Origin of the sequence: Xylophilus sp. GOD-11R (assembly GCF_033546935.1) — a bacterium.
Lineage (GTDB): Bacteria > Pseudomonadota > Gammaproteobacteria > Burkholderiales > Burkholderiaceae_C > Xylophilus.
Genome location: NZ_CP137854.1, coordinates 3,434,791 through 3,450,176, shown reverse-complemented (window position 1 = coordinate 3,450,176; position 15,386 = coordinate 3,434,791). Strand labels below are relative to the sequence as shown.

General features: G+C 69.1%; 12 protein-coding genes. 7 read left to right on the top strand and 5 right to left on the bottom strand.

The genetic code is table 11. The features are described from left to right. Positions 1-9: 9 nt before the first annotated feature. Genes R9X41_RS15965 through R9X41_RS15935 form a run of 7 tightly spaced genes read left to right on the top strand, consistent with a single transcriptional unit; the run spans position 10 to position 9,591 of the window. On the top strand, positions 10-1,227 hold the full coding sequence (locus R9X41_RS15965; protein ID WP_318631425.1) for an ABC transporter substrate-binding protein: 1,218 nt from the start codon (positions 10-12) through the stop codon (positions 1,225-1,227). A 28-nt stretch (positions 1,228-1,255) separates the two neighbouring features. After that, positions 1,256-3,184 carry an ABC transporter permease gene (locus tag R9X41_RS15960; RefSeq protein WP_318631424.1) on the top strand — a complete coding sequence of 643 codons (1,929 nt, stop codon included), beginning with the start codon at positions 1,256-1,258 and terminating at the stop codon, positions 3,182-3,184. Further along, positions 3,181-3,948: an ABC transporter ATP-binding protein gene (locus R9X41_RS15955; RefSeq protein WP_318631423.1), complete on the top strand. Its 768-nt coding sequence runs from the start codon at positions 3,181-3,183 to the stop codon at positions 3,946-3,948. Before R9X41_RS15960 ends, R9X41_RS15955 begins: the two co-directional genes overlap by 4 nt. Continuing rightward, entirely contained in the window at positions 3,948-4,718 is a 771-nt protein-coding gene (locus tag R9X41_RS15950; RefSeq protein ID WP_318631422.1) for an ABC transporter ATP-binding protein, read from the top strand. The genes R9X41_RS15955 and R9X41_RS15950 overlap by 1 nt, the downstream gene beginning before the upstream one ends. Before the next feature lie 19 nt (positions 4,719-4,737). Then, positions 4,738-5,454: a bifunctional nicotinamidase/pyrazinamidase gene (gene pncA / locus R9X41_RS15945; protein WP_318631421.1), complete on the top strand. Its 717-nt coding sequence runs from the start codon at positions 4,738-4,740 to the stop codon at positions 5,452-5,454. A 16-nt stretch (positions 5,455-5,470) separates the two neighbouring features. Beyond that, on the top strand, positions 5,471-5,947 hold the full coding sequence (locus tag R9X41_RS15940) for a (2Fe-2S)-binding protein (RefSeq protein WP_318631420.1): 477 nt from the start codon (positions 5,471-5,473) through the stop codon (positions 5,945-5,947). Next, positions 5,944-9,591: a molybdopterin cofactor-binding domain-containing protein gene (locus tag R9X41_RS15935; RefSeq protein WP_318631419.1), complete on the top strand. Its 3,648-nt coding sequence runs from the start codon at positions 5,944-5,946 to the stop codon at positions 9,589-9,591. The genes R9X41_RS15940 and R9X41_RS15935 overlap by 4 nt, the downstream gene beginning before the upstream one ends. Positions 9,592-9,834: 243 nt before the next feature. On the opposite strand, the gene R9X41_RS15930 is transcribed toward R9X41_RS15935, so the two are convergent. From R9X41_RS15930 to R9X41_RS15910, 5 genes are read right to left on the bottom strand one after another with little or no spacing between them, the layout of a single operon-like run. Continuing rightward, positions 9,835-11,082, bottom strand: a complete 1,248-nt coding sequence (locus tag R9X41_RS15930) for a Zn-dependent hydrolase (RefSeq protein ID WP_318631418.1) — start codon at positions 11,080-11,082, stop codon at positions 9,835-9,837. Then, complete coding sequence (locus R9X41_RS15925) at positions 11,079-12,311, bottom strand: amidase (protein ID WP_318631417.1); 1,233 nt, start codon at positions 12,309-12,311, stop codon at positions 11,079-11,081. Before R9X41_RS15925 ends, R9X41_RS15930 begins: the two co-directional genes overlap by 4 nt. A gap of 15 nt (positions 12,312-12,326) precedes the next feature. Then, entirely contained in the window at positions 12,327-13,355 is a 1,029-nt protein-coding gene (locus tag R9X41_RS15920; protein ID WP_318631416.1) for an ABC transporter ATP-binding protein, read from the bottom strand. Further along, positions 13,348-14,487, bottom strand: coding sequence for an ABC transporter ATP-binding protein (locus R9X41_RS15915; protein ID WP_318631415.1), 1,140 nt, complete (start codon positions 14,485-14,487; stop codon positions 13,348-13,350). The genes R9X41_RS15920 and R9X41_RS15915 overlap by 8 nt, the downstream gene beginning before the upstream one ends. Continuing rightward, a complete protein-coding gene (locus R9X41_RS15910; protein WP_318631414.1) occupies positions 14,484-15,383 on the bottom strand; it encodes an ABC transporter permease in 900 nt (299 codons plus the stop codon). The genes R9X41_RS15915 and R9X41_RS15910 overlap by 4 nt, the downstream gene beginning before the upstream one ends. Positions 15,384-15,386 lie beyond the last annotated feature (3 nt).

Here is a 15,386-nt window from a genome sequence, read left to right as displayed (position 1 = left end):
AGTTTCCTGATGAACCAGCTGCGCCGCCTGATTCCCGTGTCGGCCTTCGCCGCCCTTGCCGTGACGGTCGCTGTCGCGCCGATTCCCGCCTTCGCCCAGAACGTGGTGAAGATCGGCGAGATCAACAGCTACAAGGCGCAGGCCGCGTTCCTCGAGCCCTACAAGAAGGGCATGGAACTGGCGGTGGAAGAGATCAACGCGGCGGGCGGCATCAACGGCAAGAAGGTCGAGGTCATCACCCGCGATGACAACGCCAACCCGGGCGACGCGGTGCGCATGGCCGAGGAGCTGGTCTCGCGCGAGAAGGTCGACATGCTCGCCGGCACCTTCCTGTCGAACACCGGCCTGGCGGTGGCCGACTTCGCCAAGCAGAAGAAGTTCTTCTTCCTGGCCGGCGAGCCGCTCACCGACAAGATGACCTGGCAAGGCGGCAACCAGTACACCTACCGGCTGCGCCCCGGCACCTACATGCAGGCCGCGATGCTGGTGCCCGAGGCGGTGAAGCTCAAGAAGAAGCGCTGGGCCATCGTGTACCCCAACTACGAATACGGCCAGTCGGCGGTCGCCGCGTTCAAGACCCTGCTCAAGGCCGCGCAGCCCGACGTGGAGTTCGTCGCCGAACAGGCGCCGCCGCTGGGCAAGCTCGACGCCGGCAGCGTGGTGCAGGCCCTGGCCGATGCCAAGCCCGACGCCATCTTCAACGTGCTGTTCGCCGCGGACCTCGCCAAGTTCGTGCGCGAAGGCAATACCCGCGGCCTGTTCGAGAAGACCGCCGTGGTCAGCGTGCTGACCGGCGAGCCCGAGTACATGGACCCGCTGAAGGACGAGGCGCCCAACGGCTGGATCGTCACCGGCTACCCGTGGTACGGCATCCAGACGCCGGAGCACAAGGCCTTCTTCCTGGCCTACCACTCCAAGTACAAAGATTACCCGCGCCTGGGCTCGGTGGTCGGCTACACCATGATCAAGGCGGCCGCCGCCGGCATCGCCAAAGCAAAGAGCACCGAAACGCCCAAGCTGGTGGCAGCCTTCGCCGGCCTGCAGTTCTCGTCGCCCTTCGGCCCGGTGAGCTTCCGCGCGGAAGACCACCAGTCGACCATGGGCGCCTTCGTCGGCAAGACGAAGAACGACGGCGGCAAGGGCGTGATGGTCGACTACGTCTACCTCGACGGCGCCAGGTTCCAGCCGCCGGCCGCCGACGTGAAGAAGTCGCGCTCGCCCGACTGATCTCCACCCAGCCAAAGGTTCCGGATCCATGGATGTCTCGGGTTTCGTCGTTCAGCTGCTCAACGGTCTGGCGGGCGCGTCGTCGCAATTTCTGGTCGCTGCCGGGCTGTCGCTGATCTTCGGCGTCACCCGCATCGTCAACTTCGCGCACGGCTCGTTCTTCATGCTCGGCGTGTACGTGGCGTATTCGCTGGCCGGCGGGCTGAGCGCCGTGGCGGGGCCGGCGGGTTTCTGGATCGCGCTGCCGCTGGCGGCGGTGGCGGTGGCGGTGATCGGTGCGCTCATCGAGATGACGCTGCTGCGGCGCATCTACAAGGCCCCCGAGCTGTTTCAGCTGCTGGCCACCTTCGCGCTGGTGCTGGTCATCAAGGACGCGGCGCTGTGGATCTGGGGCCCCGAGGAGCTGCTCGGCCCGCGCGCACCCGGGCTCAAGGGCTCGGTGGCCATTCTGGGGCGGCAGTTTCCGTCGTACGACCTGTTCCTGGTGGTGGTGGGGCCGGTGGTGCTCGGCCTGCTGTGGCTGCTGCTCACCCGCACCCGCTGGGGCACGCTGGTGCGCGCCGCCACGCAGGACCGTGAAATGGTCAGCGCCCTCGGCGTGAACCAGGCCTGGCTGTTCACGGCGGTCTTTGCGCTGGGTGCGCTGCTCGGCGGCCTGGGCGGCGCGCTGCAGCTGCCGCGCGAACCTGCCACGCTCGACATGGACCTCACCGCCATCGGCGCCGCCTTCGTGGTGGTGGTGGTGGGCGGCATGGGCTCGATCCCCGGTGCCTACGTGGCGGCATTGCTCATCGCCGAGGTGAAGGCGATCTGCATCTGGCTCGGCGTGGTCGAGATCTTCGGCATCAGCGTGTCGTTTTCCAAGGCCACGCTGGTGGTCGAATTCCTGGTGATGGCCGCCGTGCTGGTGTGGCGGCCGTGGGGCTTATTGGGCCGCCCGCAGGGGGTGTCGCGCCAGCAGGGGCTGCCCGAAGCGCCGCTGCGCCCACCGGCGCGCCATTACCTGGTGGTCGTCGGCGTGCTGGCGGTGGTGCTGGCCCTGCTGCCGGTGCTGGCCGCGAGCGCACCCTACGTCACCGTGCTGGCCATCGACCTGATGATCGCGGCGCTGTTCGCGGTCAGCCTGCACTTCATCATGGGACCGGCGGGCATGCATTCGTTCGGCCACGCCGCCTACTTCGGCCTGGGGGCGTACGGCGCGGCACTGCTGGTGCGCTCGGCCGGCCTGCCGATGGAAGCCGCGCTGGTCGCCGCGCCGCTGGTGGCCGCGCTCGGCGCACTGGTCTTCGGCTGGTTCTCGGTGCGGCTGTCGGGCGTGTACCTGGCCATGCTCACACTGGCCTTCGCGCAGATCGCCTGGGCCATCGTCTACCAGTGGGACGAGCTCACCGGCGGCAGCAACGGCATGACCGGTGTCTGGCCGGCGCAGTGGCTCTCCGACAAGAACGCCTACTACTGGCTCACGCTGGTGCTGGTGGGCGCCGGCATTCTGTGGCTGCGGCGCGTGCTGTTCTCGCCTTTCGGTTATGCGCTGCGCGCGGGACGGGATTCCGGCCTGCGGGCCGACGCCATCGGCATCGACGTCAAGCGCATGCAGTGGGTGGCCTTCGTCATCGCCGGCGGCGTGGCGGGGCTGGCGGGCGCGCTGTTCGCATTCTCCAAGGGCAGCATTTCGCCGGAGACGATGAGCGTGGGCCGCTCGGTCGACGGCCTGGTGATGGTGCTGCTCGGCGGCATCCAGACCCTGGCCGGCCCGGTGGTGGGCGCGGTTACCTTCAACTGGCTGCACGACACCGTGGCGCGCAACACCGACTACTGGCGGGCGATGCTCGGCGGCATCATCCTGCTGCTGGTGCTGCTGTTTCCGCAGGGCATCGCGGGCTATGCGAGCCAGCTGTTCGACCGGCGCAGCGCACGCTCGCGCGCCGAGGCGCTGGGCGAGGAGGTCAAGGCATGAGCGCGCTGCTGCGGGTGTCCGGGCTCGGCAAGTCCTTCGGCGGGGTGAAGGCGGTCGACGGCATCGACTTCACCTTGGCCAAGGGCGAGTTGCTGGCGCTCATCGGGCCGAACGGCGCGGGCAAGTCGACCACCTTCAACATGGTCAACGGCCAGTTGCGGGCCGACCGCGGATCGATCCGGCTCGACGGCATCGAGCTGGTGGGGCTCAAGCCGCGCGCCATCTGGCGACACGGCGTGGGCCGCACTTTCCAGATCGCCGAAACCTTCGCCTCGCTCACCGTGGTCGAGAACGTGCAGATGGCGCTGGTCTCGCACGACGGCAAGCTGTTTTCGATGTGGCGTCGCGCCGCCGATCACCGGCGCGACGACGCACTGGCGCTGCTGGAGCAGGTCGGCATGAAAGCCCAGGCCGACCGGCCCTGCAGCGTGCTGGCCTATGGCGACGTGAAGCGGGTGGAGCTGGCCATGGCCATGGCCAACAGCCCCAAGCTGCTCCTGATGGACGAGCCCACTGCCGGCATGGCGCCCCGGGAGCGCAACTCGCTCATGGCGCTGACCAAGCAACTCGTCGTCGACCGGGGCATGGCGGTGCTGTTCACCGAGCACAGCATGGACGTGGTGTTCGCCTATGCCGACCGCATGATCGTGCTGGCCCGCGGACGGCTCATCGCCGAGGGCAAGCCGCTGGAGATCCGCGACCATCCCAAGGTGCAGGAGGTTTACTTCGGCACCGGCAAGACCTTCGAAAAGGAGGTGGCGTGATGGCCGCCACGACGACCGCCCCGACCACCGCTTCGGGCGGCGACAGCGAAGTGCTGCTGCGTGCCACCGGCCTGCAGGCCTGGTACGGCGCGGCGCAGATTCTCTACGACGTCGACCTGGACGTGAAGCGCGGCGAGGTCGTCGCGCTGATGGGCCGCAACGGCGCCGGCAAGTCGACCACCCTCAAGGCGCTGATGGGCATGCTGGCCAAGCGCCGGGGCCGCATCGAGTTCCGGGGCGAGGACATCTCGCTCACCGAGCCGCACCATGCCGCCCGGCTGGGCCTGGGCTTCGTGCCGGAAGACCGCCGCGTGTTCACCGACCTGTCGGTGCTGGAGAACCTGGAGGTGGGCCGGCAGGGCGCGCGCCGCTGGAGCGACGGCACCGAAGCGCCGTTGTGGACGCCCGAGCGGCTGTTCAAGCTGTTCCCCAATCTCGGCGAAATGCCTGACCGCCCCGGTGGCCGCATGAGCGGTGGCGAGCAGCAGATGCTCACCGTGGCTCGCACGCTGATGGGCAACCCGTATCTCGTGCTGCTCGACGAACCCTCGGAAGGTGTCGCGCCGCTCATCGTGGAGCAGATGGCCCACATGATCCTGGAGCTCAAGAGCCAGGGCGTGAGCATCCTGCTGTCGGAGCAGAACATGCACTTCGCGGCGCTGGTGTCCGATCGGGCCTATGTGCTGGAGAAGGGGCAAATCCGCTACCACGCGTCGATGACCGAACTGGAAGCCAACGACGAAGTCCGCCGCCATTACCTCAGTGTCTGAATCAACGGAGCCCATCGCCATGTCCACCACTTCACGCCGAACCATCCTCCGGTCCGCCGCCGCTTTTTCAGCGCTGGGCGCCTTCGGCCCGGCCTTCGCCGCCGCGCCCATCAAGCCGGGCACGGCCGCGCTGATCGTGGTCGACGTGCAGAACTGTTTTCTCGACGGCGGCACGCTCGCGGTCAAGGGCGGCAACGAGGTGATCCCCGTCATCAACAAGATCGCGCCGGCGTTCGAGAACATCGTGCTCACGCAGGACTGGCACACGGCCGGCCACGCGTCCTTCGCCAGCGCGCACGGCGGCAAGAAGCCTTTCGAGACGACCAAGCTGCGCTACGGCCAGCAGGTGCTCTGGCCCGACCACTGCGTGCAGGGCACCGAAGACGCCGCGCTCGGCAAGGACCTCAAGCTGCCGACCGCGCAGCTCATCATCCGCAAGGGCTTCCACCAGGACATGGACAGCTACTCGGCCTTCCAGGAAGCCGACCACAAGACGGCAACCGGCCTGGCCGGCTACCTGAAGGCGCGCGGCATCAAGACGGTGTTCGTCACCGGCCTGGCCACCGACTTCTGCGTGGCCTGGACCGCCATGGATGCGCGCAAGGCCGGCTTCGACGCCTACGTGGTCGAAGACGCCACCCGCGCCATCGACCTCAACGGCTCGCTGGCCGCCGCCTGGAAGGACATGAGCGCCAAGGGCGTCAAGCGCATCCAGTCTTCGGACATCGCTCTCTAGCCACCACGCCTCACCGATGCCCGGCTTCGCGCTGACCGTCAACGGCCAACCCGTCCAGCTCGAAGCCAGTCGCCAGGCCAGCCTGCTGCAGGTGCTGCGCAACGACCTGGCGCTCAACGGCCCCAAGTACGGCTGCGGCCTGGGCCAGTGCGGCGCCTGCACCGTGCTGGTCGACGGCATCGCGGCGCGGGCATGCGTGATTCCGGCCGAAGGCGTGCGGGGCCGCTGCGTCACTACGCTCGAAGGGCTGGGTTCGCGCGCGGCGCCGCATCCAGTGCAGCAGGCCTTCATCGACGAGCAGGCCGCGCAGTGCGGCTACTGCCTCAATGGCATGGTGATGGCGACGGCGGCGCTGCTGGCCCGCGAACCCGATCCGAGCGACGAAACCATTCGCCAGGAGCTGTCGGGCAACCTGTGCCGCTGCGGCACCCACGTGGAAATTCTGCGGGCGGTGAAACGCGCCATTCGGTTGATGAAAGCCGAGGTGGCATGAGCCGCCGCGCCGACCTTGCGCAAAGCCGTGCCGACTTCCACCAGGCCGACGGCGTGCTGCTGGTGGTGCGCCAGCCACCGGCGCCACCGCCGCCGGCCAGGGGCCAGCCGGCGATGGTGCCGGGCAACCCGGCCGAGGGCGTGGAACTGCTCGTCGCGGTGTGGGACGACGGCAGCGTCACCGCGCTCCACGGCCATGTGGACCTGGGCACCGGCATCCGCACCGCGCTCGCGCAGATCGCCGCCGAGGAGCTCGACCTGCCCCTGGCGCGGCTGAACATGGTGCTGGGCGACACCACCCGCGCGCCCAACCAGGGCGCCACCATTGCCAGCGGCTCCATCCAGAACCATGCGCAGCCGATGCGGCTGGCGGCCGCGCAGGCGCGGCACTGGCTGCTGCAGCGGGCGGCCGAGCGGCTGCAGCTGGCAGCCGATGCGCTGGCCACGGCCGACGGCGAGGTCTTCGTGATCGCCCAGCCCGAGCGCCGCGTCGGCTATGGCGAACTCGTCGCCGGCGGCCATGTCGAACTGATGCTCGATACCGGCACGCCGGTGAAGAACAGCGCCGACTACCGCCTGGTCGGCACGCCGCAGCCGCGCGTGGACATTCCGGCCAAGGCGACCGGCGAACTGGTCTTCGTGCACGACATGCGCCTGCCCGGCATGCTGCACGGCCGGGTGGTGCGGCCGCCGTACGCGGGTGCCGACCACGGCGACTTCATCGGCAACAGCCTGGAATCGGTGGACGAGGCGTCCATCGGGCACATCCCGGGCATCCGCGCCGTGGTGGTGATTCGCGACTTTGTCGGTGTCGTCGCCGAGCGTGAGGAGCATGCCGAGCAGGCGTTGCGTGAACTGCGGGTGCGATGGAAATCCTGGCCCGGCCTGCCGGATCTGTCCGACCTGGCCCACGCCCTGCGCACCAACCCCGCCACGCACCGGCCGCTGGTGGAAGAGGGCGACGTCGACGCCGCGCTCGACGGCGTGGCCACGCCGATGCCGCGCACCTACGTCTGGCCCTACCAGCTGCACGCATCCATCGGACCTTCGTGTGCGGTGGCGGACTGGTCGGAGGGCCGATTGAAGGTGTGGGCCGGCACGCAGAACCCGCACGTGCTGCGCGCCGACCTGGCCCGGCTCACCGGACTGGCCGACGTCGACATCGACCTGGTGCGCATGGAGGCGGCCGGTTGCTACGGCCGCAACGGTGCCGACGACGTGGCGGCCGACGCGGCCCTGCTGGCCCGGGCGGTTGGTGCGCCGGTGCGGGTGCAGCTCACCCGCGAGCAGGAAAACACCTGGGAGCCCAAGGGCGCGGCGCAGCTGATGGAGATCCGCGGCGGCCTGGCGGCCGACGGCTCGGTCGCGGCCTACGACTTCTGCAGCAGCTATCCGAGCAACGGCGCGCCCACGCTCGCCCTGCTGCTCACCCGCACCATCGAACCGCTGGCACAGGCTTATGAGATGGGCGACCGCACCGCGCGGCCGCCGTATGCCTACGCCAACCTGCGGGTCGGCGTGAACGACATGGCGCCCATCGTGCGGGCCTCGTGGCTGCGCGGCGTGTCGGCCCTGCCGAGCTCCTTCGCGCACGAAAGCTATATCGACGAACTGGCCACGGCGGCCGGCGCGGACCCGGTCGAATTCCGGCTGCGCCACATGCCCGACCCGCGCGCCGCCGAGCTGATCCGGGCCACCGCCGACAAGGCCGGCTGGCTGCCGCACACCGCGCCGGGCGGCCAAGGCGCCGACGGCGATTACCTGCGCGGTCAGGGCTTTGCCTATGCCCGCTACAACCACAGCCGCTGGCCAGGCTTCGGCGCGGCCTGGGCCGCCTGGGTGGCTGACGTGGACGTGAACCGTCGCACCGGTGAGGTCCATGTGCGCCGAGTGGTGGTGGGCCACGACGCCGGCATGCTGATCAACCCGGCGGGTGTCGATCACCAGATCCACGGCAATGTGCTGCAGACCACCAGCCGGTCGCTCAAAGAGAAGGTCGATTTCGCGCCACGCTCGGCACCGAATGCCGGAGCGGTGGAGAGCCGCGAGTGGGGCGCCTATCCGATTCTGAGTTTTCGCGAAGTGCCGGTGATCGAGGTGCTGCACATGCCCCGGCCGGGCGAGGCGCCGCTGGGCGTAGGCGAATCGTCGTCGGTGCCGGGCACGGCGGCCATCGCCAATGCGATCTTCGATGCGACGGGGGTGCGGTTTCGGGCGCCGCCGTTCACGCCGGAGACGGTGCTGGCCGCGCTGGATCAGCGGGCCTTGCCTGCTGCTGCCGCTGCCGCTTCTTCACCGGCCGCCGCGCCTCGGACCCATGCCGTGCCGGACGATGCGCCCTGGCCGCGCCGGCGCTCGTTGTGGGCAGGCGCGGGGGCGATCGCCGCCGGTGCCATCGGGCTCACGGCCGGCCTGTTCGGTGTCAAGCCGGCCATCGCACCGGTGGCCTTGCCGGCGGGAGGCTGGTCGGCCGTGTACAGCCCGCAGACGGTGGAGCGGGGCCGGGTGTTGGCGGCGGCGGGTGATTGCGCCGTCTGCCACACCGTGCCCGGCGGGGCCGTCAACGCTGGCGGGCGCGCCATGGAAACGCCTTTCGGCCGTATCTACACCACCAACCTCACGCCGGACGTGGAGACCGGCATCGGCGCCTGGTCGTTCAGTGCCTTTCAGCGGGCGATGCGCGAGGGCATTTCGCGCGATGGGCATCGGCTGTACCCGGCATTTCCCTATACCGCCTTCGCCAGGACCAGCGATGAGGATCTGACGGCGATCTACGCCTACCTGATGAGCCGGCCGGCGGTGCGTTCGGAGGTGCCTGCGGCGGAGTTGAGGTTTCCGTATGGGTTGCGGCCCTTGATGGCGGGGTGGAATGCGCTGTTTCACGATGCGACGCCATATCGGGCGGATCCTGAGCGGTCGGCGCAGTGGAACCGGGGGGCTTATCTGGTCGATGGCCTGGGGCACTGCGGGGGGTGTCATACGCCGCGCAATGCGCTGGGGGCCGAGCGGTCGGGGCGGGCATACCTGGGGGGTGCGGTGGTGGATGGCTGGGAGGCGCCGGCCTTGACCGCCCTGTCGTCGAAGGCACCGGTCGCCTGGAGTGCGGAGGCATTGTTTCAGTACCTGCGGACGGGGCACAGCGCGGAGCATGGGACGGCGGGCGGGCCAATGGGGCCGGTGGTGCGGGAGTTGTCGGCGCTGCCGGATGGGGACATTCGAGCGATGGCTGCTTATCTGGCTTCCTTTCAGCCTGCTGCTGCTTCTGCTGTGGAGCCTTCGGTCGAGGCCCGGCGGGTGGTTGCGCTGGCTGCTGCTTCGGCGCCTTTGCCGGGGGCGGGGCAGCGGATGTTCGAGTCGGCTTGCGGGGCCTGTCATCACGATGGGGCAGGGCCTCGGCTGTTGGGTGCCAACGTGCCTTTGGCGCTGAACAGCAATCTGCACAGTGATTCCCCGGACAACCTATTGAGGACGATTCTGGAGGGGGTGAGGGAGGTGCCTTCTGCTTCTGTGGGGTTCATGCCCGGGTTTCAGGATGTGCTGAGTGATCGGCAGATTGTTGAGTTGGTTGGGTATATGCGGGAGAGGTTTGCGCCTGGGCGGGGGGCTTTCGATGACGTCGAAGAGGCCTTGGCTCGGGTTCGGTGAGCTTGTTTTTTGGCGCTTTTTTTCTGTGAGGGGGAGGGCTTGCTGAGTTGGGCTTTTTTTGCTGTTTTTCTTCTCTCTGCCGAGGGTGGAGCTGGGGGCGCGCAAGCCCCCAGCTCCACCCTCGGCAGAGAGAAGAAAGGAAAAAAAGACAAGCCCGCTCAGCAAGAGCAAGCCCCCCAGCGCTGCCTCCTCACAGAGGAGAAATTCAAAGAGGCAAGCGCTTCAGATGCAAGGAGCAAAGACCTAGCAAGCCTTAGCCAAAATCGCATGCAGCAACACATCCGCCCCCGCCGCCAGATCACCCTGCTCAGCAAACTCGATCTCGTTATGACTGATCCCATCCTTGCAAGGAACAAAGATCATCGCGGCAGGCGCCAAATCAGCCACGTAAACAGCATCGTGCCCAGCCCCGCTGACGACCTCCATATGGCTCAACCCGAGCGCCTCGGCAGCCGACCGCACCGCCCCGATGCAATCCTGTGCAAAGTGACAGGGCGGAAAATTGACAACCTGCTCGATGGCGACCGAGGAGCCACAGCCAGCCGCCAACTCGGCACACCCGGACCGCAGCGAGGCCTCCATCGCAGCCAACCCCGAATCATCGAGATTGCGAAAGTCGACGCTGAACTTCACCGTGCCCGGGATGGTGTTGCGCGAGTTCGGCATCACCTTCATGAAGCCGACCGTGCCGCGCCCATGCGGCGCCTGCTCCAGCGCGATGCGGTTCACCAGATCGACCATGCGTGAAGCCGCCAGCAGCGCGTCGTGCCGCAGCGCCATCGGCGTAGGCCCCGCATGCGCCTCCATCCCGGTGACGGTCACGTCGAACCAGCGCTGACCCAGGGCACCCGGCACCACGCCGATGGTCTTGCCATGGGCCTCCAGCACCGGTCCCTGCTCGATGTGCGCCTCGAAGTACGCATCGAACATGCCGCCCGGCACCTCGCCCGCAGGCTGCGAGCCGGCATAACCGATGCGGGCCAGTTCCTCGTCGACCCGCTTGCCGTCGATGTCGGTCGCCTGGTGGGCATGCGCGGCGGTGAAGGCGCCGGAGAACACGCCCGATCCCATCATCACCGGCACGAAGCGCGAACCTTCCTCGTTGGTCCAGGCGATGACCTCGACCGGCGCGGCGGTCTGGATGCCCTGCGCGTTGAGGGTGCGCACCACTTCCAGCCCGGCCAGCACGCCGAAGTTGCCGTCGAACTTGCCGCCGGTGGGCTGGGTATCGATGTGGCTGCCGGTGGCGATGGCGCGGCGGCTCGGGTCGGTGCCGGGACGGCGGGCGAAGATGTTGCCGATGACGTCGATGCGCACGTCCATGCCCTCGGCCTGGCACCACGACACGAACAGGTCGCGGCCCTGGCGGTCGAGGTCGGTGAGGGCGAGCCGGCAGACGCCGCCCTTGTCGGTGCCACCGATCTCGGCGAGGTCCATCAGCGACTGCCAAAGGCGGTCGGAGTCGATACGAAGCATTTGTTTGGCGTTCATGGCTGGGCGGCGAGCAAGGTGGCGGCGATGGAGATGAGCGAACGGTCGCTGCCGGCCGGGCCGATCAGCGACAGGCCGAGCGGCACGTCGTTCAGGCTCATGAGCGGCAGCGAGATCTGCGGCGTGCCCGACAGACCCGACAGGCAGAGCATGCGGATGGCGCGGTTGCGGTAGTCGTCGAGCGATTCCTCGGATTCGCTGAGCAGCGGCGCGACGTCGGGCATGGTGGGCAGCAGCATCACGCCGTCTTGGCCGAGCAGGGCGGAGAAGAGGTCGCGAAAATCATGCTGCACCACCTCGTGCGGCTCGACGTCGTGCGACGCCACGTCGCGTGACCAGGCGAATCGCTCCTTCACGCCGGGGCCGAGCATGAGGCCGTAGCGCTCGATGGTCTCGCCCTGGTTCTGCCACGCCTCGAAACCCTGCAGATGGCGGAAGGCCCAGTAGAGCGTGTCGAAGCCGATGCCGCAGTTCGCCTGCACCGGCGCCGGCTCACCGATGACCGGGGCGAGCCGCGCCAGGGCGCTGTCGAACGTCGCGCGCACTTGCGGGGGCAGCAGGTCGAGCACGTCGGCGGGCACCAGCCAGCGCGGCCGGGCGATCGGCGCGCTGTCCTCGCCGAGCAGCACGTCGCCGGCACGCGCGAAGGTGGCGATGTCGCGAGCGAACCAGCCGCAGGTGTCGAAGCGCGGCGCCAGCGCCATGCAGCGATCGAGCGACACGCGGTCGTGCGTGGGGCGCAGGCCGACCAGGCCGCAGTGGCTGGCCGGGCCGCGCACCGAGCCGCCGGTGTCGGAGCCGATGGCGATGTCGACCAGGCCGCAGGACACGGCCGAGGCCGAGCCGGAGCTCGATCCGCCGGTGATGCGATCGGGCACGGCACCGTTGCGCGGACGGCCGAAGTGCACGTTGTGGCCGTTGAGCGAGAAGGCGAGTTCGTCGGTGACGACCTTGCCGGCGAAGGCGGCGCCGGCGGCCAGCAACTGGTCGAAGACGGGCGAGGAGCGCGTCTTGATGCCCGAGAGCGCGAGCAGGTGCGGGTTGCCGCAGCCGGTGGGGTAGCCGGCGACGTCGTAGATGTCCTTCATGGCGAAGGTGAGTCCCGACAGCGGGCCGGCACTCGCATGCGGGTTGCCGCCCGGCGGCGCGGGGTAGGGAATGAAGCAGTGGGCGGGCGCGGCCGGCGTGGCGGCCGGCGCATGGCCGGGGAGCGGTTGGCGTGCGGTCATGTTCGTCAGAAGCTTTCAGGCCGGGCAGGCGTTGGCTTCGGCCGGGCGCACGCCGTCGACCACGTCGAGGCGGATGCAGCGCGCGCTGTGGCCTTCGCCCAGGGGAACGTCGGGCGGCTGCACGGTGCGGCAGGCGTCCTGCGCCCAGCCGCAGCGTTCGGCGAAGGCGCAGCCGGGCGGCAGCTTCGACAGATCGGGCGGCGAGCCGGCGATGGTCTGCAGCCGCTTGCCCTTCTGCATCGCGCCGTGGCTGCGGCTCTGCAGCAGCGACAGGGTGTAGGGATGGCGCGGACGGGTCAGCAGCGTGGCCGCAGGTCCTTGCTCGACGATGCGGCCGGCATACATCACGGCCATGCGGTCGGCCACTTCGGCGGCGGCGCCGATGTCGTGGGTGACGAAGACGATGGCCAGGCCCATCTCCTGCTGCAGTTCGCGCAGCAGCAACAGGATCTGGATCTGCACCGTGGCGTCGAGCGCGGTGGTGGGCTCGTCGGCCAGCAGCACCTGCGGCCGGCAGGCCAGGGCCAGGGCGATCATGGCGCGCTGGCGCATGCCGCCCGACATCTCGTGGGCGTAGGCCGCCAGGCGGCGTTCGGGGCTGGGAATGCGTACCCGCTCGAACAGCGCCAGCGCGCGTTGCTTCGCCTCGGCGCGGCCGATCTTCTCGTGCCGCAGGATCGCCTCGACGATCTGGTCGCCCACCGGGTAGACCGGGTCCAGCGCGAGCAGCGGCTCCTGGAAGATCATCGCGACCTTCTTGCCGCGCAGCGCCGAGAGGCCGGCCTTGTCGAGCGCCAGCACGTCGCAGCCGGCGGCTTCGAGCGTGCCGGTGATGCGGGTGCTGCGCTCGGCATGCAGCCGCATGATGGCGCGCAGCGTGACGCTCTTGCCCGAGCCCGATTCGCCGATGAGCGCGATGACCTCGCCCTGGCGCAGTTCGAGGTCGACACCGTTGACGGCCTCGATCTTCTTGCCCGGCGCGTGAAATTCCACGCGCAGGTTCTGCATGCGGACGGCGAGGTCGGTGGACGCTTGATCAACCATGGCGGGCCTCCGGAAAGATGGCGATGTCGTGCAGTGCGGCCAGGTTGTCGGCCTTGGGCGCGCTGGCTTGCGGAAAGTCCGGCCCCACCACGTAGCCCGAGCCCGGCTGCCAGCGCAGGCAGGCCACGCCGTGGCCCGGCACCGGCTCGACGAACTTCGGCATTTGCTGCGAGCAGACCTTTTGCGCGAAGGCGCAGCGGGTGTGGAAGCGGCAGCCCGAGGGCGGGTCGATCGGGTTCGGCGGGTCGCCCGAAAGCGGTGCCTCGGTGGTGCGCTGCAGCGGGTCGGTGCTGGGCATGGACTGCAGCAGCGCGCGGGTGTAGGGATGGCGTGGTGCGTCGAACACCTGCTCGGCCGGTCCCACCTCGACCACCTGGCCCAGGTACATCACCAGCACCCGGTCGCTCACGTAGCGCACCACGTGCAGGTCGTGGCTGATGAAGAGATAGGTCAGGCCGAAGTCCTGCTTCAGGTCTTCGAGCAGGTTGAGCACCTGCGCCTCGACCGACTTGTCGAGCGCCGACACCGCCTCGTCGAGGATCACCAGGCGCGGCTGCAGCGCCAGCGCGCGGGCGATGTTCACCCGCTGGCGCTGGCCGCCGGAGAGCTCGTGCGGATAGCGTCCGGCAAAACGCGCCGGCTCCAGGCCGACGCGCGCCAGCAGGTCGTGCGCGCGGGCCAGGGCTTCCTTGCCCGACACGCCGTGCACGGTCGGCCCGAAGGCGACCGAGTCTTCGATGGTCATGCGCGGGTTGAGCGACGAGTAGCTGTCCTGAAACACCATCTGCGTCTGCCGGCGGAACTCGCGCAGGGGCAGGCCGGGACCGCCGACGGTCTGGCCGTCGAAGACCAGCTCGCCCCTGTCGTGCGGGGTGAGCTGCATCACCAGGCGCGCGGTGGTCGACTTGCCGCAGCCGGACTCGCCGACCACGCCGAGCGTCTCGCCCTTGCGGATGTCGAAGCTCACGTCGTCGACCGCGCGCACGGCCGGGCGTGGCCCGGTGAGGCCTTTGCGCTTGAGCGGGAAATGCTTTTGCAGATGCTCCACCCGCAGCAGCGGCTGGCGTGGTCCGCCCACGTCGCGCGGATCGGCCAGGGCGGCGGGGGTGATGCTGGGAACGGTGGGGCTCATTGCTTGACCTCCATGGCCTGGCGCAGGCCGTCGGCCAGCATGTTGAAGGACACCGAGGTGATGAAGATGAGCGCGCCGGGCAGGGCGGCGATCAGCGGCTGGCTGTAGATGGCCGTGCGCAGCGTGTTGAGCATCAGGCCCCATTCCGGTTCCGGCGGCTTCACGCCCAGGCCCAGGAAGGACAGGCCCGAGGCCAGGATCATCGACACCGAGATCAGGCTGGTGGAATACACGAAGATCGGCCCGACCACGTTGCCCAGCACATGGCGGCGCACGATGGTGAAGGCACCGGCGCCCGAGGCGCGGGCCGCGTCCACGTAGTCGCTGCGGCGCACCTGGGTGGTCACGCTTTCGGCGATGCGGGCGATCTGCGGCACGAAGACCACGGTCAGCGAGATCAGCGAGTTGGTGATGCCCGCACCCAGTGCACCCGACAGCGCGATGGCCAGCAGCACCGAGGGAAAGGCATACAGCACGTCGATGCAGCGCATGACCACCGTGTTGACCTTGCCGCCCGCGTAGCCGGCGAACACGCCGAGCGCGCTGCCGATGACGAAGGCCATCACCACCGGGGCGATGCCCATGAAGAGCGAGAGCCGGCCGCCGAGCATCAGGCGCGACAGCAGGTCACGGCCGAGCTCGTCGGTGCCCAGCGGGAAACCGGCGGTGCCGACCGGGCGCAGGCGCTTGAACATCGAGGTGGCGAAGGGGTCGCCGGGCATGATCCAGGGCGCCAGCAAGGCGATCGCGATCAGCAGCACGATGATGGCCGCGGCCGTCATGGCGACCGGGTTGCGCACCAGGCGGCGAACCACGTTGGCGCCGTGGCTGCGCGAACGCAGCACCGGGGCGAGGGGGGCGGAAGGGGATCCGCCGGGCGTGAGAACTGCGGCCATGGC